Raw genomic sequence first — 21143 nt, 5'->3', positions numbered from 1 at the left:
CGACATGAATGACACGGGGTTCGGCATGAACGACACGGCGTTCGGCAGTGCGGGTGACAGCGACCGGCGGCGCGCGGCCCGGCGGGACGACGCGGTGCGCGCCGCCGTGGAGCAGGGCCTGCTGGGGCCGGGCGCGCCCATCGTCGGACTGCTGGACGTCACCGGCATCCGGGACTCGGCGGCGGCGCTGCGGGCGGCCTTCGACGCGGTGACGGCACCCGGCACACCCGTGCTGCACGCCTTCGCCGTCAAGGCCACCCCGCTCGTGCCCGTACTGCGCCTGCTGCGCGAGGCGGGCATCGGCGCCGAGGTGGCGAGCCCCGGCGAACTGGCGCTCGCCCGCGCGGCCGGGATCACCCCGGACCGTACGGTGCTCGACTCGCCCGCCAAGACGCCGGCGGAACTGCGGGAGGCGCTGGCCCTGGGCATCGCGGTCAACGCGGACAACCCCCAGGAACTGGACCGCGTCGACGCCCTGGTCCGCTCGGCACCCACCCGCTCGCCGCTCGGCATCCGGGTCAACCCCCAGGTGGGCGGCGGTTCCATCGGCGCGACGTCCACCGCCACGGCCACCTCGAAGTTCGGTGTGGCCCTGCGCGACGAGGGCGCCCGGGAGTGGGTCGTCCAGGCGTACACGGAGCGTCCCTGGCTCACCCGTCTGCACGCCCACACCGGCTCCCAGGGCATTCCGCTGTCCCTGATGGTGCGGGGCGTGGCGGAGACGTACGCCCTGGCCGAGGAGATCAACCGGCGCGTCGGCCGCCGGCAGGTCGACACCGTCGACATCGGCGGCGGCCTGCCGGTCAACTTCACCTCCGACGAGACGACCCCGACCTACGCCCGGTACGCGCGTCTGCTGGCCGAGGCGGTACCGGGCCTCTTCGACGGACGGTACGGGCTGGTCACCGAGTTCGGCCGCTCGCTGCTGGCCAAGCACGGCACCGTGGTCGCCCGCGTCGAGTACACCAAGCGGTCGGGCGGCCGCCCCATCGCGGTCACCCACGCCGGCGTCCAGGTCGCGACCCGCACCGTCTACGCACCGGACTCCTGGCCCCTGCGCATCGCCGCGTACGACGCGAAGGGGCACCCGAAGTCCGGTCCGGCGACCGTCCAGGACATCGCCGGCCCCGCCTGTTTCTCGGGCGACCTCCTCGCCGAGGGCCGCACTCTCCCCCTTCTCGAACAGGACGACTACGTGGCCGCCCTGGACACCGGCGCGTACTACTTCGCCCACCACTACGCGTACAACTCCCTGCTCCGCCCCGGGATCTACGGCTTCGCCCCCGCCTCCGTGCCCGCATCCGCATCCGCGTCCGCATCCGGGGGAGTCCGCTTCACGCCGGTACGAACTCCTCAGGGCCTGGACGAGATCGTCGGGGAATCGGGCGGGGAACACGCGAGCGGTCTTCTGCATCTGTAGGGGGATGCCGGGGCAGGGGCGCGCACCTGCCCGGATACCGCACAACCGGCGCACGCCGCATCTCGCGCTTCAACTCGACGGCCGTCGGCGCCGGATTGACGCACCATGACCGCTCCGGCCCCGGCACCCGCTCCCGCGACGCCCCAGCTGAGCGCAGTCCAGCGCGGACCCGTACCCGACTCCGCGGCCGCCCGGACAACCGATCCAGCGTAGTCGCGCCGGGCACAGCCGACCGGAAAACGCCTGGAACCCTCACCCCTCTCGCACACGGTGCATAGCTTCGGCGTCACTCAGCCGTACCCGAGGCGGGAGGGGAGCCACGGTGCCCGGAATAGACGAGTGTCTGCTGGAAGCCATGCGGCTGCCCGGAGCCCTGGGCGCCGCGGTGGTCGACTGGACCAGCGGTCTGGCCCTGGGCACGGTCGGGGACGCGCCGGGTGGTGACCACGAGACGACCGCGGCCGAGGCGGCGGAACTCGCCCGGCTCGCGGCCGAGCACCGCGCCTTCGCACCGGACGAGGAGGAGGGAACCGGCTGGGACGGCCAGGACCCTCCGGTCGAGGATCTGATCGTCAGCAACCGCGACACGTACCACCTGCTGCGGTTCGTACGGACGACCTTCGACAGCAGTGTCTTCCTGCACCTGTGGCTCACCCGCACCGACGGCAACCTCGCTCTGGCCCGCATCCGGCTCGGCGAGATGGCAGGACGGCTGGTGCTGGGATGACCGCGATCGGCACGCCTCCGCCCCCGCTGCCCGTACGCCGCAAACCGAACGGCGGCGCGCAGGCCCCCGCGGACCTCACATCTCCCGCGGACCTCACATCTCCTGCGGACCTCACGTCCCCCACGGACCTCACGTCCTCCGCCGGCCGTCCGGAACCCGCCGCTCCCGTCGGCGCCGTCACCCCCGCACCTTCCCCGGCCGTCCCTCCCGGCCTGTCGCCGATGCTGAACCGCCTCGCCGCCGAACGCGCCACCGGCGTCCTGCTGCGCGAGCACGGCAGGCTGTACCTCGTCGACGGCCGGATCATGCACGCCGAGAGCCCGGAGACCCCGGGTCTCGACGTCCTGCTCACCATGGGCGGCCTCCTGGACACCGAGTTCTGGCGGGAGGCCGTCGCGCAGGCCGGCGCCCGGCGGCGGGTCGGCCGGTTCCTGGTCGACAGCGGCCGGGTCTCCGAGGGGGCCCTGGAGCTGTGTCACGTGGGCGCGCTGTTCGACGCGGCGTACTTCGTGCTCGGTCCGTCCAGCGCTCCCGCCCGGTTCCGGTACGGGGCCGTGCACTGGCTCGGACCCGTACGCCCGGTGCCGGTGGCCGCGCTGGAGCGCGAGACGCTGCGCCGTCGCGCGCTGCTGCACCGCATCTGGCCCGACCCGGCGACGGACAGCGCCCCGCTGGTCCGGGCCGACGCCCCCGCCGAACCACCGGTACCGGCCCGCCAGGGAGCCGTGCTCGGCCAGGTGAACGGGGCCCGGACGGCCGCGGACATCTCGCGCGCGCTCGGCCGCCCGGCGTTCCACACCCTGGTCGACCTGCGCAGGCTGGCCGCCGCCGGACTGGTGAGAACGGCACCGGCGGCCGCACCACCGCAGACGTCACCGCGACGGCCATCGATCGCCCACGGCCCCGACGGCCTCGACGGCCCCGACGGCCCCGACGCCTCTGTGTCCGCACTGCTCACCGAGCCTTCGGCGGACCCCGACGTCTCCCTGCTGCGCCGGCTCCGAGACGCCCTGGAGGCCCTGTGATCCGCGCGCTTCGACAGCGTGCCGAGAGGAGACTGCTGATGGCGGCGGAGGCCGAGGTCCTCGACGAGCTGCACCGGCTGCGAGCCCGTGTGCCCCAGCTGACCGGTGCGCTCGCGGCCAGTGTCGACGGCCTGCTGCTGGCCCAGGACACGTCCGGTGTGGAGCCGGAGGGCGTGGCCGCCCTCACGGCCTCGGTACTGGGCGTGGCCGTACGGATGGCGGACGCCACCGGGCAGGGCGGCTTCCGCGAGCTGCTCGTCCGCGGGGCGAACGGCTATGTGGCGACGTACGCGGCGGGCTCGGCCGCCGTGCTGACGCTCCTGGCGGAAGACCGGATCAACGTGGGCCGGCTGCACCTGGAGGGCCGCCGGGCCGGTATCCGCATCGGCGAACTGGTCGACGCCGCCGCGGCCCGCGCCGATCCGCCCACGCGGACCGCCGGGGCAGGGACCCGCGCCGGGGCCCGTACCGGAACCCGCACCGGAAGCCGTACCGGAACGGGCACCAGGGCCGCCATCGCAGACGGGACAGCAGACGCGACAGCAGACGGAACCGGGGCCGGAGCCGGAGCCGGTACCAGGGCGACCCCGGCCAGGACGAAGGCGGGGAGCCCGACCGCCGGGACCGCCGGGACCGCCGCAACCGCCCCGGCCACGCCCGCCCCCAACCCCTCCCCCACCGACCCGCCCACCCCCGCGAAGACCAGCACGACCAACACGACCAACACGACCGACACCAGATCCGCCACCCCGCGGACCCGGCCCGCGCGCACCACCACGCACGCGAGTCCGAAGAAGACCCCGACCACTCCCACACCGAGCGAGAGTTGAAAGGACGCACCCCACCATGGCCAACACGGAAACCGCACTGAAAGAAGCGCTCGCCTCCATCGAGGGCGCGACCGGCGCCGCGCTGGTCGACTACACCAGCGGCATGGCACTGGGCACGATCGGCGGCAGCAAGAGCTTCGACCTGAACGTCGCGGCGGCCGGCAACACCGACGTCGTCCGCGCCAAGCTGCGCACGATGGAGCATCTGGGCCTGAAGGGCGAGATCGAGGACATCCTGATCACCCTGAGCGACCAGTACCACCTGATCCGCCTGCTCACCGGCCGTGGCGGCAACGGCCTCTTCCTCTACCTGGTGCTGGACCTTAAGCGGTCCAACCTGGCCATGGCCCGGCACCAGCTGAAGAAGATCGAGGCGGAACTGGAGGTCTGACCGGCCCCGGGGACCGGAGACTCCACGGCACCGGAGGCACCACAGGGCGGCGCACCCACCGGGGGCGCCGCCTGCCGCATGCCACCCTGCCCGGCCGCCCCGGAACGTCCCCCGAGGGCTCGCCGGACCGGCCGTACGCACCCCTTCTCTTCCGCGAGCCGTGTCGTGCTCCATGAACCTCTCGTGAACCTCTGAGAATCGGCGCGGTACGCATCCATGTCCCGCCGCCGGGCAGAACCACCCGGACGGTTCACCGACCGGGGGAGGCACTCTTGTCCACCACCGAAGCGACCACCGGAGCACCGGAACCCACCGAGGAGCCAGGCCTCAAGCGCGTTCTGGGTCCCAAGCTGCTGATCCTCTTCGTCATCGGCGACATTCTGGGGACCGGCATCTACGCGACCACCGGCAAGGTCGCCGGGAAGGTGGGCGGCGCGCTGTGGCTGCCGTTCGTCATCGGCTTCGTCGTGGCGATCCTGACGGCGGCGTCGTACGTGGAACTGGTCGGTAAGTACCCCAAGGCGGCCGGCGCGGCGCTCTACACCCAGAAGGCCTTCAAGGTGCCGTTCCTGACGTTCATCGTGGCGTTCATGGTGATGTGCTCGGGCCTGTCGTCCGCCAGTGCCGCGGCCCGCGCGTTCAGCGGGGACTACCTGGGCGAGCTGACGAACGACGTGCTGCCGCCCACCCTGATCGCCATCCTGTTCATCGTCCTGCTCGCCGCGCTGAACCTGCGCGGCGTCTCCGAGTCGGTCAAGACCAACGTGGTCCTGACGCTCGTCGAGCTCACCGGCCTGCTGATCATCCTCGCGATCGGTGCGTGGGCGGTCCTGAACGGCGACGGCGAGCCGGCCCGCCTCACCGAGTTCCAGGCGAGCGGCACGGGATACGCCCTGATCACGAGCGTGCTGGGCGCCACGGCCCTGGGCTTCTTCGCCTTCGTGGGCTTCGAGGACTCGGTGAACATGGCGGAGGAGACCAAGGACCCGGTCAGGACGTTCCCACGGGCGATCTTCATCGGGGTGGCGGTCACCGGCACGATCTACGTCCTGGTGGCCCTGGTCTCGTCCCTCCTCGTCGACCACACCACCCTGGCGGGATCGAGCGGCCCGCTCCTGGAGGTCGTCAAGGCGGGCGGAGTGGACTTCCCGCACAAGCTGTTCGCGCTGATCGCCCTCTTCGCGGTAACCAACTCGGCTTTGATCAACATCATGATGGCCTCCCGCCTCTGCTACGGCATGGCCAACGAGCGCATCCTCCCGCGCGCCATGGGCCGCGTACTGCCGCGCCGCCGCACCCCGATCGCGGGCATCGTCTTCGTCACGATCCTGGCCGTCGGCCTGGTGTCCACGGGCGAGATCGAAGGGCTCGGCGACACGACGGCGTTCCTGCTCCTGTGCGTGTTCGCCGTGGTCAACATCGCGGTGCTGGTCCTCCGCCGCGACCGCGTGGACCACCCCCACTTCCGCACCCCTACGGTCCTCCCCGTCCTCGGCGCCCTCACGGCCCTGATCCTGGCCAGCCCCCTGGCCGACCGGCCGGCCGAGGTCTACGTCCGGGCCGGTGTCCTCGTGGCCATCGGCGTCGCCCTGTGGGCCGTGAACAAGCTGATCCTCCGTGTACGCGGGGAGGACCGAGGGGTCCTCGACACGTGAGGGCCCCGGTTCCGTCCGGCTTCAGGACCGTGCGGCGACCGCGACCCGGCGCCCGCCTCCGGGCGCCGCGTCCCCCGCGGCCACGCCGGTGGTCCGGTATCCCTTCACCCGCTTGCCGGCGGGCGTACCGCCCCGCCGCGAGAGCCAGTCGACCCGCACCCACAGCAGCGCGTCCCCGTCCCGTTCCACGCGCCCGATCCACCCGGCCTTGAGCCACAGTCCGGCGCCCGCCCCGGCGAGCAGCAGCCCGCCGGCCGCCGGCACGGCGAACCCGCTGCCCAGCGCGGCCAGGAAGGCGAGCAGCAGCCACCACCGGTGCCCGCGCCGCCAGTTCCGTACGGTCACCCGCCGGTCCTGGAGCACATCGTGCTTGCCCGCCCGCGCGGCGGCTGCCGCCGGCGTCCGGTACCGCTTGCGCCGTGCACCGGCCACCACGGCCGCGGCGACGAGGAACAGCGCGACGCCGGCCAGGAGGCCGATCCGCCGCCCGGTCAGCCCCGGCACCAGCACACTGATGCCGGCCGCGAACACTCCGAGCCACCACAGGGGCGCGGCTCCCGCCCTCACGACGACGGCCACCCGCGCCAGTCCCAGTCCTCCGCGTGCCACGTCCCGCCTCCTCGACCGCTCAGGTCCTCAGGTCTCACTCCGGCGCCGGGCAGGCTAGCCAGCGAACCTGAGACCTGTCTGAGAAGCGGCGCCGACCTGACGGCCGGTCAGGTGTCACTCCACGAACAGCCCCTTCGCGGCCGCCCGCGCGTCGAACGCCTCCAGCCGCGTCTGCGCTCCCGGCAGGCCGTCGCACATCACCTCCAGCAGCGCCCGGCCCAGCAGCATCGGCGCGCACGCCGTGTCGAAGGCGAGCTGCGTGCCGACGGCGGCCGGCAGCAGCAGGTCCGAGAGCCCGGCCACGGGGGCGAAGGCCGAGTCGGCCACCGTCACCACGGTCAGCCCGGCCTCCTTGGCGTACGCGAGTGCCTCCACGGTCTCCTTCGGATGCCGGGGCAGCGCGAAGCACAGCAGGGTGCTCGCCCCGGCCGTCACCGCCGCGTCGATCCGGTCGTGCAGCATCGTGCCGCCCTCGTTCAGCAGCCGGACGTCCGGATGGACCTTGGCGGCGAAGTACGCGAAGCCGTACGCCTGGGCGGCGGCCGCGCGCAGCCCGAGCACCGGCAGGGGGCGCGAGGCGGCCAGCAGCCGGCCCGCCCGCTCCACCGGTGCCGGGTCGGCGAGGACCTCCGCGAGGTGCCGCAGGTTCTCGATCTCCGCCTCGACGGCCTGCTGGTACTCGTTGTACGAGGCCGTGTCCGCGGCCGCGGCCGGCTCGGCGGGCGCGACCTCGCGCAGGTGCCGGCGCAGCGCCGGGTAACCGTCGAAACCGAGGGCGACCGCGAACCGGGTCACGGACGGCTGGCTGACCCCGGCGAGTTCGGCGAGCTCCACGCTCGACAGGAACGGCACGTCCGCGGCCCGCCGCACCATGCTGTGCGCGATGCGCCGCTGGGTCGGCGTCAGCCGGTGCCCCTCGAAGAGCGCCTGCAGCCGCGCGGCAGGGTTGTCGGTCGTGCTCATGGCGTGCTTCCCTCCAGTGGCTGGTGGCCCAGTGGTCGGTAACCGCCGGTACGGCCCCGCGGGCGCCAGTGTATTCAGGCGCCGGAAAGCCTGCATGGCCCTATGCAGAGGGGGGCGGCACCCGCCCGGCCCTGGGGCGCGGCCCAGCCCGAACAGGGGGGCTAACCCCAGTGCCCCGGGCCCCGCGTCCCGCCTACCGTAAGCGGCATGACCGGTAATCAGGCCCGTGACGCCGACCTCAAGAAGGAGCTCTCCGCCACCCTGCAGGCCCGCAGGGAACTGGGCGAGGAGTACGAGTCGGCGCTGGTCGACTCGTTCCTGGAGAAGGTCGAGCAGCGCGTCGACGGCGCGGTGGACCGCCGGGTGCGGCGCCAGCTCGCCGAACAGCAGATGTCCGTGGCGCGCGGCGCCCGTTCGCCGCAGTCGGCCACCGACTCCTGGGGCGAGCGGTTCGGCTTCGGGATCGTCTCCCTGGTCCTCGCGATACCCCTCTCCGCCATCGGCGGCGGCGTCGCGGACCTCCCGGGCCTGCTGGTCGCCTGGGCGGGCATCCTCGGCGTCAACGTCGCCTGGTCCCTGCGCACCAGCCCCCGCTTCGGCCGCCGGGACGAGTCGCCGGACGCGGACTGGGACGAGTAGCCCTCCGCGAAGGACGGAGAAGGCGGCAAGGAGTGAGCGCGGGGACCGCCGCACCCCCGTGACCGGGGGGCGGGACGACGGCGGTCCCCGCGAGGGACGCGGGCCGGGTCGGGCCAGGCCTTGCGCGTCCTGGCGTCCAGGAGGTCCGGGAGCCGCTCCGGAGGTCCTTGGCGCCGTTCGCTGCCGGCCCGGGTGGGTCGCCTCCCCCAGTGCTCAACCCCTGGGAGGTACCCCACCGCCTGCCGACACCCACTAATGTGCCGGGCGCGTGTTAAGCGGGTGCTGCGCGGACGTGACGTGCTCGTACCGCTTCCGCGAAGTTCGTCCCGCCGGGACCGGCCGGAGACCGGAGGATCCACCCGCATCACGACAGTACGGACGGATCCCCCGCCCCTGGTGTCACTGCTTCCCGTTCCCCTTGGCGAGGAAGGCGAGCAGGTCCTGCCGGCTCACCACACCGGTCGGCTTGCCCTCGACCAGCACGATCGCCGCGTCCGCGGTGCCCAGCACGCTCATCAGGTCCGCCAGCGGCTCACCGGAACCGACCTGCGGCAGCGGCGCCGACACGTGCTTCTCCAGCGGGTCGTCGAGCGAGGCCCGCTTGGCGAACAGCGCGTCCAGCAGCTCCCGTTCGACGACCGACCCGACGACCTCGGCGGCCATCACGTCCGGGTGCCCGGCGCCCGGCTTCACGATCGGCATCTGCGAGACGCCGTACTCGCGCAGTACGTCGATCGCCTGACCCACCGTCTCGTCGGGGTGCATGTGGACGAGCGAGGGGATGGAGCCGCCCTCCTTGTCGTGCAGTACGTCGCCGACGCGGGCGCTCGTCCCCTCGTCCTCCAGGAAGCCGTAGCTCGCGAGCCATTCGTCGTTGAAGATCTTGCTGAGGTACCCGCGGCCGCCGTCCGGGAGCAGGACGACCACCACGTCGTCCGGCCCCAGCCGCTCCGCGACCCGCAGCGCGGCCACGACGGCCATGCCGCAGGAGCCGCCCACCAGCAGGCCCTCCTCCTTGGCGAGGCGCCGGGTCATCTGGAAGGAGTCCTTGTCGGAGACGGCGACGATCTCGTCGGCGACGGTCCGGTCGTACGCGGTCGGCCAGAAGTCCTCGCCGACGCCCTCCACCAGGTACGGCCGCCCGGACCCGCCCGAGTACACCGACCCCTCGGGGTCGGCGCCGATGACCTTGACCTTCCCGTCACTGGCCTCCTTGAGGTACCGGCCGGTGCCCGAGATCGTGCCGCCGGTGCCCACGCCCGCGACGAAGTGCGTGATCCTCCCCTCCGTCTGCTCCCACAGCTCGGGGCCGGTGGAGTGGTAGTGCGAGAGGGGGTTGTGCGGGTTGGAGTACTGGTCCGGCTTCCAGGCGCCGGGCGTCTCACGCACCAGCCGGTCGGAGACGTTGTAGTACGAGTCGGGGTGCTCCGGGGCCACGGCGGTGGGGCAGACCACGACCTCGGCCCCGTAGGCGCGCAACGTGTTGATCTTGTCGGTGCTCACCTTGTCGGGGCACACGAAGATGCACTTGTAGCCCTTCTGCTGGGCCACGATCGCCAGGCCCACACCGGTGTTGCCACTGGTCGGCTCGACGATGGTGCCGCCCGGCTTGAGCTCGCCGCTCTGCTCGGCCGCCTCGATCATGCGCAGGGCGATGCGGTCCTTCACGGATCCGCCCGGGTTGAAGTACTCGACCTTCGCGAGGACGGTCGCCTGGATACCCGCGGTCACGCTGTTGAGCCTCACCAGCGGGGTGTTGCCGACGAGGTCGATCATCGAGTCGTGGATGTGCACCGTTGTCTCCGGAGCTGCAAAAAGGAATGGTCTTGATGGTCCGCCCGACACCCTATGCCCCGCTCCGTGCCTTCACGCCCTGTTGCGATTGGCCGACGCCCCTGACGGGGCAAGGAGTGGTTGTACGGCTACGGAGAGGTGGCGGCGACCCATGACGAGCATGTCCAGGGCGCGGGTGGCCCGGCGCATCGCCGCGGGTGCGGCGTACGGCGGCGGCGGGATCGGCCTGATCGGCGCGGCGGCGGCGGGTCTGCTGCTCGCCGAGGTGCAGCTGGCCAAGCGACACGTGGGCAACGGACACAGCCCGCATCCACCGAGCGCGGAGGGCGTGTACGGGCGGGCGTACGACGATCCGGGCGACCCTCCGCTGCGGCTGACCATGCTCGGCGACTCCACGGCGGCCGGGCAGGGCGTGCACCGGGCGCGCCAGACCCCGGGCGCGCTGCTGGCCTCGGGGCTCGCGGCGGTGGCGGAGCGTCCGGTGCGGCTGCGGAACGTGGCCGTGCCGGGCGCCCAGTCCGACGACCTGGACCGCCAGGTGTCCCTGGTCCTCGCCGAGCCGGACGAGGTCCCGGACGTCTGCGTCATCATGATCGGCGCGAACGACGTCACCCACCGTATGCCGCCCACCCGCTCGGTCCGCCATCTCTCGGCGGCCGTCCGCAGGCTGCGCACCGCGGGCGCGGAGGTGGTCGTGGGCACCTGTCCCGACCTGGGCACGATCGAGCCGGTCCAGCAGCCCCTGCGCTGGCTGGCCCGCCGGGCGTCCCGGCAGCTGGCGGCGGCGCAGACGATCGGCACGGTGGAGCAGGGCGGCCGAACCGTTTCTGTGGGCGACCTCCTGGGCCCGGAGTTCGAGGCGAACCCGCGTGAGCTGTTCGGCCCGGACAACTACCACCCGTCGGCCGAGGGGTACGCCACGGCGGCCATGGCGGTCCTGCCCTCGGTCTGCGCGGCGCTCGGCCTCTGGCCGGCCGAGGAGGAGCGCCCGGACCTCACCCGCCGGGAGGGCTTCCTGCCGGTGGCCCGGGCCGCCGCGGAGGCCGCGTCCGAGGCGGGTACGGAGGTCGCGGCGGCCCTGCCCACGGGCCCGCGCGGCCCCTGGGCCCTCCTCAAGCGGCGTCGCCGCCGCCGCGTCCCGGCCTCCGACCCGGCCCCGGCGGCGACGGCCGACCGGCCGACCTGACCGGGCATCGGGGAAGAATCAGGGACAGAAAGGGGCAACGGAAAAAGCAAGCGCTTAGAAAAGTGCGGCCGGAGTCACACCGCGACACCCGTGACCTCGACCATACGTACGGGTAACTTCCCTCACAGTTCCGCGGAGTCCGCCGACATCTCGCCGACGTCCCGTACCGCCAACGTCAACGCCAATGGAGCCGTGATGCCCGAAGCCGTCATCGTCTCAGCCGCCCGCTCCCCCATCGGCCGCGCTTTCAAGGGCTCCCTGAAGGACCTGCGCCCCGACGACCTGACCGCCACGATCATCCAGGCGGCGCTGGCGAAGGTCCCGGAGCTGGACCCGAAGGACATCGACGACCTGATGCTCGGCTGCGGTCTGCCCGGCGGCGAGCAGGGCCACAACCTGGGCCGCGTCGTCGCCGTGCAGATGGGCATGGACCACCTGCCGGGCTGCACGGTCACCCGTTACTGCTCCTCGTCGCTGCAGACGTCGCGCATGGCCCTGCACGCCATCAAGGCCGGTGAGGGCGACGTGTTCATCTCGGCCGGTGTCGAGATGGTCAGCCGCAGCGTGAAGGGCACCTCGGACGGCCTGCCCGACACGCACAACCCGCTCTTCGCGGACGCCGAGGCCCGTACCGCCGCCGTGGCCGAGACCGAGGGCGCCGACTGGCACGACCCGCGCGAGGACGGCCTGCTGCCCGACCCGTACATCGCGATGGGCCAGACCGCGGAGAACCTCGCCCGGCTCAAGGGCGTGACCCGCGAGGAGATGGACGAGTTCGGCGTCCGCTCGCAGAACCTCGCCGAGGAGGCCATCAAGAAGGGCTTCTGGGAGCGCGAGATCACCCCGGTGACACTGCCCGACGGCACGGTCGTCAGCAAGGACGACGGTCCGCGCCCCGGCGTGACGGTGGAGGGCGTCGCCGGACTGCGGCCCGTCTTCCGTCCCGACGGCCGCGTCACCGCCGGCAACTGCTGCCCGCTGAACGACGGCGCCGCCGCCCTCGTGATCATGTCCGACACGAAGGCGCGCGAGCTCGGCCTCACCCCGCTCGCCCGGATCGTCTCCACGGGCGTCTCGGGCCTGTCCCCCGAGATCATGGGCTACGGCCCGGTCGAGGCCAGCAAGCAGGCGCTGAAGCGGGCCGGGCTGACCATCGGCGACATCGACCTGGTCGAGATCAACGAGGCGTTCGCCGCCCAGGTGATCCCCTCCTACCGCGACCTGGACATCCCGCTCGACAAGCTGAACGTCAACGGCGGTGCCATCGCCGTCGGCCACCCCTTCGGCATGACCGGCGCCCGTATCACCGGCACGCTGATCAACTCGCTGCAGTTCCACGACAAGCAGTTCGGACTGGAGACGATGTGCGTCGGCGGCGGCCAGGGCATGGCGATGGTCATCGAGCGCCTCAGCTGACCCGCTCCCGTGCCCGTCAGTCACCCTTGTTGAACCGGCCGTGAGGCTTTGGCCCGGGACCCCGGAAGCACCGGGGTTCCGGGCCGTTTCGTGATCCAATCTCCCCCAGGATGTGACCTACCTCCCTCGTCAGAGGGAGATGCGCAGGTCAGAGCTGTTTCGCCGGGAAACGCCGACCAAAGGGCCCGCCCCTTTCGTGACAGCACGCACTGACAGCTGGTTAGTCCACCCTTCAAGCTGATGTAGGAAGTCGGGGGACGACTGTGAACCGGGAGTACGTCAGTGAGCGCCATGCCGATTGCTCTGCTGCTCACCACGGCCGCCGCGGCGGCCGTGGGCGTCGCCGTCCTGCGCGCCCTGCGGACGCTGCGCCGACAGGTCGCTGCGCTGCGGACGGAGCTCGCCGAGAGCCGTGCCACGCACGCACGCGCCGTCGTCCCCGCCGCCCGCCCGGCCGCCGGCACGGACGAGATACGTGCCGCCGTGGCCGAGGCGCTCGCCGAGGAGCGCGAGCGCGAACTGGCCGAGGCGCGGGCGTTCTGGGCCGCGCAGGAGGCGCGTGACATCCCCGACGCGCCGACCCTGCTGGGTCTGGCCGACAGCGAGCCGTATCTGCCGCGCCAGTCGGACTTCGCGGGCCTGGACCATCTGGAGGCGATGACCGAGGCGGGCCTGGAGGGCGAGGAGTCCTCCGGGGAGTGCCCGGAGCTGGCCGCGGCCCGCCGCCGGCACCCGTCCCACCCGGACTTCGTGCCGGTGCCGTCCCCGGCCGTGAGCGACCACGAGCGCACGGTGGCCTGTCTGGAGGAGCTCGCCCGCTCGGGCACCGAGCTGGCGGACGTCCGCCCCGGCCCGCTGGGCACCCTGGACGTGTACGTGTTCGCCGACGGTACGACCCTGTGCATGACCCCGGGGCACCGGGAGACCGCGGAGCGGCTGGCCGCGGCACTGCGCGCCGGCCGGAGCCCGGTCCTGCTGGGCGGTTCGGGCGTGTCGGGCGCGTACACGCTGACGTTCCGATGCGGTGAGGAGAACCTCTACATCCTGGCGGACCGGGTCATCGCATCGCTGTAGCCGGGCGGGCGGCCACCACCCGCCGTCCGCCTACACCCCGGCGCGCTTCTGGGCTTCCTCCACCAGCGCCACCGCGGCCGCCAGTTCGCCCTCGTCCGTGAGGGCGAGCGCCAGATCGTGCCCGGCGACGGTGATCTGGTCGGCGGCGGCGAACATACCCGCGTCGGGCATCTCCCGGGGCCGCGTCCCCGGCTCCTCCAGCTGCTGGGCACGCCGTGCCAGCTCCCTGGCCAGGCCCAACGCCTCGGTGGCCGCACCCCGTTGGAGCCGGCTCTGCGGGGCGGCTCTGAGCCGGTCGGCGAAGTGGTCCACAGCGCGGGTCAGCGGCGTCGTATCAAGCACCCCGCGAGATTACGCGGCATCACGGGACTGTTGCCAACACGCCTCCACTCAGGCACGGTGACGTGAAGGACCGGCTAACATCCCAGCGTCCGGAGGCGCCGATGTCCCAAGTCTTCTCCGCAGAGACCCACCGCAACCTGCTCGCCCGCATCCCGCACTGCACCGGTCGTGAAGTATCCGACTGGTTGCGCACCGTCGACGAGGGCCCGGCTCTCTTCCGCTTCGAGGAGAAGGTCAGCTGGCTCCGGCACGAGCACAATCTGGCGTACGGCCACGCCAAAGCGATCGTTCACGAGTACGACCTGAGGAGGGCCGCGCGCAAACTGCTCTGAGCGCGCCCCTCCGGCACTTTCGAGCAGGACAACGGGGAAGGGCCCCGGGAGCACGGCTCCCGGGGCCCTTCGTCTCGCTGTTCACCGCCTCGTGGCGGTGTCCGCCTCAGGTGGTGCGAGCTCAGTCGCTGCTGTTGAAGATGGCGACCAGCCGCAGCATCTCGACGTAGATCCAGACCAGGGTCATGGTCAGACCGAACGCGGCCAGCCAGGCCTCTTCCTTCGGGGCGCCGTAGGTGACACCGTCCTCGATCTGCTTGAAGTCGAGGGTCAGGAAGAAGGCGCCGAGCAGGATCGCCAGGATGCCGACGATCGCGCCGAGCGGGCCCATGCTCCGCAGGCCGCCGTCCTCGGCGACACCGAAGACGACCAGCAGCAGGTTGACCGCCATGACCAGCACGAACGCGATGGCGATGGTCAGACCGATGCGCGCGTAGCGCGCGGTGACGCGGATCCAGCCCGCCTTGTAGACGAGCAGCGTGGCACCGCTGACCGCCATCGTGCCGAGCACCGCCTGGAAGGGGGCACCCGACCAGGCCGTGTTGAACATCTCACTGATCACGCCGAGGAAGACACCCTCGAAGGCGGCGTACGCCAGGATCAGCGCGGGCGAGGCCTTGCGCTTGAAGCTCTGGATCAGGCCGAGGACCATCGCGACGAGCGCGGCGCCGACGGCCAGGCCGTAGCTGGTCGACGAGACCGGCAGCAGCGCCCACGCGAGGACGGCGCCGATGACGACCGTGCCGAGCGTCATGGCCGAGCGCACGACGACGTCGTCCATCGTCATACGGCCGGTGGAGACCGGGGCCTGCGGCGGAGCGCCGTACTGCTGGGCCTGCTGGGCGTAAGGGTTCGTCGCGTACGGGTTGCCGCCCTGCTGGGCGTAGGGGTCACCCTGCGCGTAGGGGTTGCCCTGCGTGCCGACAGCTGCTCCCCCGGCCTGCGGCGCGGTGTTGAAGCCCGCGTAGCCGTTGTCGCGGCTGAACCCCCGTCGCGAGAAGACCGGGTTGCTGCTCCTCATTTCACTCCTCCACGGCCACCCTGCGTGGCCTTGGCTCAAGAGTAATAGATAGGCAAAGGATCGACCCTAGTGCTTGAGGAGGATCTTTCCCTCGTCGTGACGCTGAACACGCTACGCGTCTGCGTGATTCCCCACATCGGTCTCGATCACCCATGACCGACCCGGTACCCGTCCGGAACCGTCCGGAGACCAACCGGCGACCCGCGGGGCGGGGCCGCCCCCGCTGCGCGGGAGTGATCGATCCGGACGACGGCACCGCCGTCCTCCACGACCGTCGCGGAGACGCGGGAAGCCGGATCCGGGACTCGGGACGCGGGAGTCGGGACGCGGGACTCTGGAAACGAGAACGGCACCCACCCGCCGTACGACAGGTCGAGCGCCGTGTGGTCGGAGGTGCCCGGAACCGGACTCGAACCGGTACGCCCGCGAGGGGCAGCGAGGTTTAAGCTCGCCGTGTCTGCATTCCACCATCCGGGCAGGCCTTGGGCTCCGCGTCGAGGATCGAGCCTATCGGGACCCATCCCCCGAACAGCGGAAGAGCGGACCGATGTTGTCTTATTTTATTGACGCCTGAGGGTGCATCAGCACTCCGTGCGCGCCATCCGCACATGCCAATAGCCTTGCGCAGAGCCGGGCCGCTCGTGTGCGGAATGACGGGATTTCACCGCCCGAACGAGCGGCCTCCACAGCCTCCCCCCAGTGAGGCCCTCACTCCGCTTCTGTTTCACCACCGTCGGACGCCTCACGTACGCCCGTCGCACTCCCTGCGGTACGTCCGCCGTGCGCCCTGCCGTGCGCCCGTGACCGCGCCCTCAGGGACCCCTGTCATCCCCAGGTATGACATGGCCGCGCTCGGTCCGCCCGAAGTCGCCCTCCAGAACCGGAACAGCGGCTGACTCCGGGCCGTCCGGCGGCCCGGACGATGGAACACGTCCTCGATGCCGTCCCGACAGGAGCACCTCTCCGTGACCACCACATCCATCGCCGGCCGGGCCACCGCCGTGGCCGCTCGCGCCACGGACCTGTCCAAGGTCTACGGACAGGGCGAGACCCGGGTGATCGCCCTGGACCGGGTCAGCGTCGACTTCGGGCAGGCCGAGTTCACCGCGATCATGGGTCCCTCGGGCTCCGGCAAGTCCACGCTGATGCACTGCGTGGCCGGTCTGGACTCCTTCTCCTCCGGCTCCGTGCGCATCGGCGACACCGAGCTGGGGTCCCTGAAGGACAAGCAGCTCACCAAGCTCCGCCGGGACAAGATCGGGTTCATCTTCCAGGCGTTCAACCTGCTGCCCACCCTGACCGCCCTGGAGAACATCACGCTCCCCATGGACATAGCGGGCCGCAAGCCGGACAAGCAGTGGCTCGACACCGTGATCGAGATGGTCGGTCTGTCCGGCCGGCTCGGTCACCGTCCCTCCCAGCTCTCCGGCGGCCAGCAGCAGCGTGTCGCGGTCGCCCGCGCCCTCGCCTCGAAGCCGGAGATCATCTTCGGCGACGAGCCGACCGGCAACCTGGACTCCCGTTCCGGCGCCGAGGTCCTGGGCTTCCTGCGCAACTCCGTGCGCGAGCTCGGCCAGACCGTCGTCATGGTCACCCACGACCCGGTCGCCGCCGCCTACGCCGACCGCGTGGTCTTCCTCGCCGACGGCCGCATCGTCGACGAGCTCCGCGCCCCCACGGCCGACTCGGTCCTGGACCGCATGAAGCGCTTCGACGCCAAGGGACGCACCAGCTAGGGCACCGCCCCGCGCGGGTAACCCCCGGGCGCTCACCCACCCACCCGAACCGACCCCACCGGACTGAGAAACCCCATGTTCCGTACCGCCCTGCGCAACGTGCTCGCGCACAAGGCCAGGCTGCTCATGACCGTGCTCGCCGTCATGCTCGGCGTGGCGTTCGTGTCCGGCACCCTCGTCTTCACGAACACCATCTCGGAGGCCCAGCAGAAGAGCTCCGCCAAGGGCTTCGACCAGGTCGACGTCGCCGTCCGGCCGACGTGGGAGGAGGATCGGGGCGATTCCCTGGGCAAGGAGAACGAGCTGACCCAGGACGTCCTGGAGCGGGCCGAGAGCGCCGAGGGCGCCGCCTCCGCCATCGGCGTCGTCACCGGCTTCACCGCCATCGCCGACCAGGACGGCGACCTGATCGGCGGCGGCTTCCAGTCGCAGGGCGGCAACTACTGGGGCACCGACGACCCCCGCTACCCGATCACCGAGGGCCATGCTCCGAAGGGCGACGACGAGATCGCCCTCGACGCGAAGACCGCGGAGCGGGCCGGCTACGAGGTCGGCGACACGGTCCGCCTCTCCGTCGACGGCCCGGTCCTCACGCCCACCGTCACCGCGATCTTCACCACGGACGACGGCAACGTCGCCGCGGGCGGCAGCCTCGCCCTGTTCGACACGGCCACCGCGCAGCGACTGTTCGGCAAGACGGGTACGTACGACGAGATCGACGTCAAGGCGGAGGCGGGCGTCAGCCAGACCGCTCTGAAGGCCGCCCTCGACAAGGCCCTGCCGAAGGACGCCACCGAGACGACGACCGGCAAGGAACTCGCCGACGACCAGGCCGAGATGATCGCCTCGTCGATGAGCGCCATGAAGCAGGCCCTGCTGGTCTTCGCCGGCATCGCCCTCTTCGTCGGCACGTTCATCATCGCCAACACCTTCACCATGCTGGTCGCCCAGCGCACCAAGGAGCTGGCGCTGCTGCGCGCCGTCGGCGCCTCCCGCCGCCAGGTCACCCGGTCCGTTCTGATCGAGGCGCTCGTCGTCGGCACGGTCGCCGCGGTCACCGGTCTCGTCGCCGGCATCGGCATCGGCGCCGGGCTGCGCTCCCTGATGGGATCGCTCGGCACGACCATGCCGGACGGCCCGCTCGTCGTCACGCCGGGCACCGTCGTGGCCGCGCTCGCCGTCGGCGTCCTCGTCACCATGCTGGCCGCGTGGCTGCCCGGCCGCCGCGCCGCGAAGATCCCGCCGGTGGCCGCGATGAGCAGCGTGCACGCCACCGCGACCACCAGGTCGCTGGTGCTGCGCAACACGATCGGCTCGCTGTTCACGGCGGCGGGCGCCGCGGTCGTCCTGGCCGCGACGACGATGGACGACACCACGAGCGCCCAGGCGCCCATGGGGCTCGGCGCGGTCCTGATCGTCATCGGTGTCTTCGTGCTCACCCCGCTGCTGTCCCGGCCGCTGATCGCCGCCGCGGCGCCGGTGCTGCGTGTCTTCGGCATCTCCGGCAAGCTGGCCCGCCAGAACGCGGTCCGTAATCCGCGCCGTACGGCGGCGACGGCCTCCGCCCTGATGATCGGCCTCACCCTCATCACGGGCATGACGGTGATGGCGAACAGCCTGCAGTCCGCCATCGACAAGATGGCGGCATCCTCGATCAAGGCCGACTACGTGGTGTCGATGGCGAACGGGAACGATCTCTCCCCGGACGTCGAGAAGAAGCTCGCCGTAGCCGAGGGCGTCACCGCCACCAGCCCGCTGCGCAACGCCCCGGCGCGCATCGACGGCGACACCGAGTACCTGACGGGCGTCACGGGCTCCGCGCTCGGCAAGCTGACCGATCTCCCGGTCGAGGACGGCGCGTTCGAGGTCGGCGGTACCCGGGTCGTCGTCGACGACACCACCGCGAAGTCGCACGGCTGGCAGGCCGGCTCGGACTTCACCGTCGCCTACGAGGACGGCGGGAAGCAGGAGCTGACGGTCGCCGGGGTCTACCAGGGCAACGACATGTTCAGCGGGATCATGCTCGACCTCGCCACGCTCGCCCCGCACCAGAGCGACCCGGCCGACATGGTGGTGCTGGTCAAGACGTCCGCCGAGGCGTCCGACGCGGCGAAGGACGGCCTGGAGAAGGTCCTCGGCGACAACCCGGCCATCAAGGTGCAGGACAAGCAGGACCTCTCCAACGAGATCGCCCAGATGTTCACCATGATGCTGAACATGCTGTACGGCCTGCTGGCCATGGCGGTGATCGTGGCGGTCCTCGGCGTCGTCAACACCCTGGCCATGTCGGTGTTCGAGCGCTCCCAGGAGATCGGCATGCTCCGGGCCATCGGCCTGGACCGCGTAGGGATCAAGCGGATGGTCCGCCTGGAGTCGCTGGTCATCTCCCTCTTCGGCGCGGTGCTGGGCATCGGCCTGGGCGTGTTCTTCGGCTGGGCCGCGGGCGAGCTGCTGGGCACGAAGATGGCGACGTACGAACTGGTGCTGCCGTGGGACCGGATCGGAATCTTCCTGCTGCTGGCCGCCGCGGTCGGCGTGCTGGCGGCCCTGTGGCCGGCCCGGCGCGCGGCCCGGCTGAACATGCTGGCCGCCATCAAGTCGGAGTAACGGCGGTACGCGCGTGAAAAGGGGCCCCTTCCCGCGGAGGAAGGGGCCCCTCGCGATGCCGGGGATGCCGCGCCGTCAGTTCCAGGTGCGGGAGCGCAGCGGCATCCCGGAGGCGCCGGACTCCGGGGTCTTCACGGCGAGGACCTGGTTGACGCCGATGCGGTTGCGTTCGAAGGAGAGCGCGGAGGCCGCCATGTACAGGCGCCAGACGCGGGCGCGGCCGGGGCTGGTGAGTGCGACGGCGCGGGCCCGGCCGGCCTCCAGGTTGGCGACCCAGCGGCGCAGCGTGAGCGCGTAGTGCTCGCGGATCGACTCCACGTCCCGCACCTCGAATCCGGCACGCTCCAGCTGGGTGACGGTGGTGCCGAGCGGGGCGAGTTCGCCGTCGGGGAAGACGTAGGAGTCGATGAACTCGTCGACGGTGTAGGCCGACTCGTCCCGCTGCGGCCGGCGGGCGATCTGGTGGTTGAGGAGCCGTCCGCCCGGTGCGAGGAGTCGGAAGAGATCGGTGGCGTACTCCAAGTACCGCGCGGCGCCGACGTGTTCCGCCATGCCGATGGAGGAGATCGCGTCGTACGGCCCGTCGGTGACGTCCCGGTAGTCCTGGACGCGGATCTCCACCTTGTCCGTGCGTCCCTCCTCGGCGACGCGCTTGCGGGCGTACGCGGCCTGCTCCTGCGAGAGGGTGATGCCGACGACGTACACGCCGTGCTCGCGGGCCGCGTGGATCGCCATGGAGCCCCAGCCGCAGCCGACGTCGAGGAGGCGCTGACCGGGCCTCAGGTCGAGCTTGCGGGCGACCAGTTCGAGCTTGTCGTGCTGCGCCTGCTCCAGGGTGCTGTCGGGCGCCGGCCAGTAGGCGCAGGAGTACACCATCGAGGGACCGAGGAAGAGTTCGTAGAAGTCGTTGCCGACGTCGTAGTGGTGGCTGACGGCCCGCCTGTCGGTGCGTTTGGTGTGCAGGTGGCGGCGGGGCCTGCGGATCTCCTCGCGGGGCGGGGCGGGCGGCAGCGGGGGACCGGCGAGCTTGACCAGGCCGCGTACGGCGGCCCGGAACTCGGGGTCGCGCAGGGCGTCAACCAGGCCGCGGGCGTCCTCTCCGCGCTCCCAGATCAGCCCGGCGAGGAGGTCGAGGGCGGTGTACAGATCTCCCTCGACGTCCAGGTCACCGGCCACCCAGCCGCGGGCCAGGCCCAGTTCGCCCGGTTTGAACAGCAGGCGGCGCAGCGCCCTGCGGTTGCGTACGACCAGCGTCGGCGCGCCCGGCGGGCCCGCCTGCGAACCGTCCCAGGCGCGGATGCGCACCGGGAGCGGTGCCCCCACCAGTTGTTCGACGAGGCCCTGCAGCCGCAGCGCGGCATCAGCCATGGCGTACC

At 71.8% G+C, this 21143-nt stretch carries 19 protein-coding genes and 1 tRNA gene; 13 read left to right on the top strand and 7 right to left on the bottom strand.

Features of this window, described 5'->3' with window-relative positions; translation table 11 throughout:
- The first annotated feature begins 25 nt into the window (after positions 1-25).
- From IE242_RS20035 to IE242_RS20010, 6 genes are all read left to right on the top strand, one after another.
- The gene (locus IE242_RS20035; RefSeq protein WP_189861286.1) at positions 26-1420 is read left to right on the top strand and encodes a type III PLP-dependent enzyme domain-containing protein; all 1395 of its coding nucleotides are present in this window, start codon (positions 26-28) and stop codon (positions 1418-1420) included.
- Between the two features lie 322 nt (positions 1421-1742).
- Positions 1743-2147 carry a hypothetical protein gene (locus IE242_RS20030; protein WP_189861149.1) on the top strand — a complete coding sequence of 135 codons (405 nt, stop codon included), beginning with the start codon at positions 1743-1745 and terminating at the stop codon, positions 2145-2147.
- Between the two features lie 221 nt (positions 2148-2368).
- On the top strand, positions 2369-3172 hold the full coding sequence (locus IE242_RS20025) for a hypothetical protein (protein ID WP_189861284.1): 804 nt from the start codon (positions 2369-2371) through the stop codon (positions 3170-3172).
- 38 nt (positions 3173-3210) lie between these two features.
- On the top strand, positions 3211-4002 hold the full coding sequence (locus IE242_RS39215) for a roadblock/LC7 domain-containing protein (protein WP_373299545.1): 792 nt from the start codon (positions 3211-3213) through the stop codon (positions 4000-4002).
- Between the two features lie 16 nt (positions 4003-4018).
- Positions 4019-4393: a roadblock/LC7 domain-containing protein gene (locus tag IE242_RS20015; RefSeq protein ID WP_189861147.1), complete on the top strand. Its 375-nt coding sequence runs from the start codon at positions 4019-4021 to the stop codon at positions 4391-4393.
- Between the two features lie 272 nt (positions 4394-4665).
- Positions 4666-6048 (top strand): APC family permease, encoded by a 1383-nt coding sequence (locus tag IE242_RS20010; RefSeq protein ID WP_189861145.1) that lies wholly within the window; start codon positions 4666-4668, stop codon positions 6046-6048.
- Between the two features lie 21 nt (positions 6049-6069).
- On the opposite strand, the gene IE242_RS20005 is transcribed toward IE242_RS20010, so the two are convergent.
- Positions 6070-6657, bottom strand: a complete 588-nt coding sequence (locus tag IE242_RS20005) for a hypothetical protein (protein ID WP_189861143.1) — start codon at positions 6655-6657, stop codon at positions 6070-6072.
- Positions 6658-6771: 114 nt separating this feature from the next.
- Positions 6772-7620 carry a MurR/RpiR family transcriptional regulator gene (locus IE242_RS20000; RefSeq protein ID WP_189861141.1) on the bottom strand — a complete coding sequence of 283 codons (849 nt, stop codon included), beginning with the start codon at positions 7618-7620 and terminating at the stop codon, positions 6772-6774.
- A 207-nt stretch (positions 7621-7827) separates the two neighbouring features.
- Between IE242_RS20000 and IE242_RS19995 the strand changes: the two genes are divergently transcribed.
- A complete protein-coding gene (locus IE242_RS19995; protein WP_189861140.1) occupies positions 7828-8259 on the top strand; it encodes a hypothetical protein in 432 nt (143 codons plus the stop codon).
- Between the two features lie 399 nt (positions 8260-8658).
- Here the strand turns inward: IE242_RS19995 and IE242_RS19990 are convergent, their stop codons facing one another.
- Positions 8659-10053, bottom strand: coding sequence for a cystathionine beta-synthase (locus tag IE242_RS19990; RefSeq protein WP_189861138.1), 1395 nt, complete (start codon positions 10051-10053; stop codon positions 8659-8661).
- Positions 10054-10204: 151 nt separating this feature from the next.
- Between IE242_RS19990 and IE242_RS19985 the strand changes: the two genes are divergently transcribed.
- From IE242_RS19985 to IE242_RS19975, 3 genes are all read left to right on the top strand, one after another.
- Complete coding sequence (locus tag IE242_RS19985) at positions 10205-11239, top strand: SGNH/GDSL hydrolase family protein (RefSeq protein WP_189861136.1); 1035 nt, start codon at positions 10205-10207, stop codon at positions 11237-11239.
- A 195-nt stretch (positions 11240-11434) separates the two neighbouring features.
- Positions 11435-12655: an acetyl-CoA C-acetyltransferase gene (locus tag IE242_RS19980; RefSeq protein WP_189861282.1), complete on the top strand. Its 1221-nt coding sequence runs from the start codon at positions 11435-11437 to the stop codon at positions 12653-12655.
- Positions 12656-12946: 291 nt separating this feature from the next.
- Positions 12947-13729, top strand: coding sequence for a hypothetical protein (locus IE242_RS19975; RefSeq protein ID WP_189861134.1), 783 nt, complete (start codon positions 12947-12949; stop codon positions 13727-13729).
- Between the two features lie 30 nt (positions 13730-13759).
- Here IE242_RS19975 and IE242_RS19970 read toward each other — a convergent pair whose 3' ends face one another.
- A complete protein-coding gene (locus tag IE242_RS19970; RefSeq protein WP_189861132.1) occupies positions 13760-14071 on the bottom strand; it encodes a hypothetical protein in 312 nt (103 codons plus the stop codon).
- A 101-nt stretch (positions 14072-14172) separates the two neighbouring features.
- Here IE242_RS19970 and IE242_RS19965 point away from each other — a divergent pair, with 101 nt between their 5' ends.
- Positions 14173-14403, top strand: coding sequence for a DUF4287 domain-containing protein (locus IE242_RS19965; protein ID WP_189861130.1), 231 nt, complete (start codon positions 14173-14175; stop codon positions 14401-14403).
- Between the two features lie 121 nt (positions 14404-14524).
- On the opposite strand, the gene IE242_RS19960 is transcribed toward IE242_RS19965, so the two are convergent.
- Positions 14525-15424: a Bax inhibitor-1/YccA family protein gene (locus IE242_RS19960; RefSeq protein ID WP_189861128.1), complete on the bottom strand. Its 900-nt coding sequence runs from the start codon at positions 15422-15424 to the stop codon at positions 14525-14527.
- Positions 15425-15818: 394 nt separating this feature from the next.
- Positions 15819-15901 (bottom strand) — tRNA-Leu (locus IE242_RS19955).
- A gap of 461 nt (positions 15902-16362) precedes the next feature.
- Here IE242_RS19955 and IE242_RS19950 point away from each other — a divergent pair.
- Positions 16363-17160, top strand: a complete 798-nt coding sequence (locus IE242_RS19950; protein WP_373299544.1) for an ABC transporter ATP-binding protein — start codon at positions 16363-16365, stop codon at positions 17158-17160.
- Positions 17161-17235: 75 nt separating this feature from the next.
- A complete protein-coding gene (locus IE242_RS19945; RefSeq protein ID WP_189861124.1) occupies positions 17236-19767 on the top strand; it encodes an ABC transporter permease in 2532 nt (843 codons plus the stop codon).
- Between the two features lie 75 nt (positions 19768-19842).
- Here the strand turns inward: IE242_RS19945 and IE242_RS19940 are convergent, their stop codons facing one another.
- Entirely contained in the window at positions 19843-21135 is a 1293-nt protein-coding gene (locus IE242_RS19940) for an SAM-dependent methyltransferase (RefSeq protein WP_189861122.1), read from the bottom strand.
- Positions 21136-21143: the final 8 nt, after the last annotated feature.

The sequence above is a fragment of the Streptomyces poonensis genome (assembly GCF_014650915.1).
In the GTDB taxonomy this organism is placed as follows: Bacteria; Actinomycetota; Actinomycetes; order Streptomycetales; family Streptomycetaceae; genus Streptomyces; species Streptomyces poonensis.
This window is presented reverse-complemented; position numbering and strand designations above follow the sequence as displayed.

Bases quoted from the DNA above. Each gene is read 5' to 3' on its own strand.
- IE242_RS20035 (WP_189861286.1), top strand. From the start codon at position 26: ATGAACGACACGGCGTTCGGCAGTGCGGGTGACAGCGACCGGCGGCGC.
- IE242_RS39215 (WP_373299545.1), top strand. From the start codon at position 3,211: ATGGCGGCGGAGGCCGAGGTCCTCGACGAGCTGCACCGGCTGCGAGCC.
- IE242_RS19980 (WP_189861282.1), top strand. From the start codon at position 11,435: ATGCCCGAAGCCGTCATCGTCTCAGCCGCCCGCTCCCCCATCGGCCGC.
- IE242_RS19985 (WP_189861136.1), top strand. From the start codon at position 10,205: ATGACGAGCATGTCCAGGGCGCGGGTGGCCCGGCGCATCGCCGCGGGT.
- IE242_RS20000 (WP_189861141.1), bottom strand. From the start codon at position 7,620: ATGAGCACGACCGACAACCCTGCCGCGCGGCTGCAGGCGCTCTTCGAG.
- IE242_RS19940 (WP_189861122.1), bottom strand. From the start codon at position 21,135: ATGGCTGATGCCGCGCTGCGGCTGCAGGGCCTCGTCGAACAACTGGTG.
- IE242_RS19960 (WP_189861128.1), bottom strand. From the start codon at position 15,424: ATGAGGAGCAGCAACCCGGTCTTCTCGCGACGGGGGTTCAGCCGCGAC.
- IE242_RS20015 (WP_189861147.1), top strand. From the start codon at position 4,019: ATGGCCAACACGGAAACCGCACTGAAAGAAGCGCTCGCCTCCATCGAG.
- IE242_RS20025 (WP_189861284.1), top strand. From the start codon at position 2,369: ATGCTGAACCGCCTCGCCGCCGAACGCGCCACCGGCGTCCTGCTGCGC.
- IE242_RS19965 (WP_189861130.1), top strand. From the start codon at position 14,173: ATGTCCCAAGTCTTCTCCGCAGAGACCCACCGCAACCTGCTCGCCCGC.
- IE242_RS19945 (WP_189861124.1), top strand. From the start codon at position 17,236: ATGTTCCGTACCGCCCTGCGCAACGTGCTCGCGCACAAGGCCAGGCTG.
- IE242_RS19995 (WP_189861140.1), top strand. From the start codon at position 7,828: ATGACCGGTAATCAGGCCCGTGACGCCGACCTCAAGAAGGAGCTCTCC.
- IE242_RS19975 (WP_189861134.1), top strand. From the start codon at position 12,947: ATGCCGATTGCTCTGCTGCTCACCACGGCCGCCGCGGCGGCCGTGGGC.
- IE242_RS19950 (WP_373299544.1), top strand. From the start codon at position 16,363: ATGCCGTCCCGACAGGAGCACCTCTCCGTGACCACCACATCCATCGCC.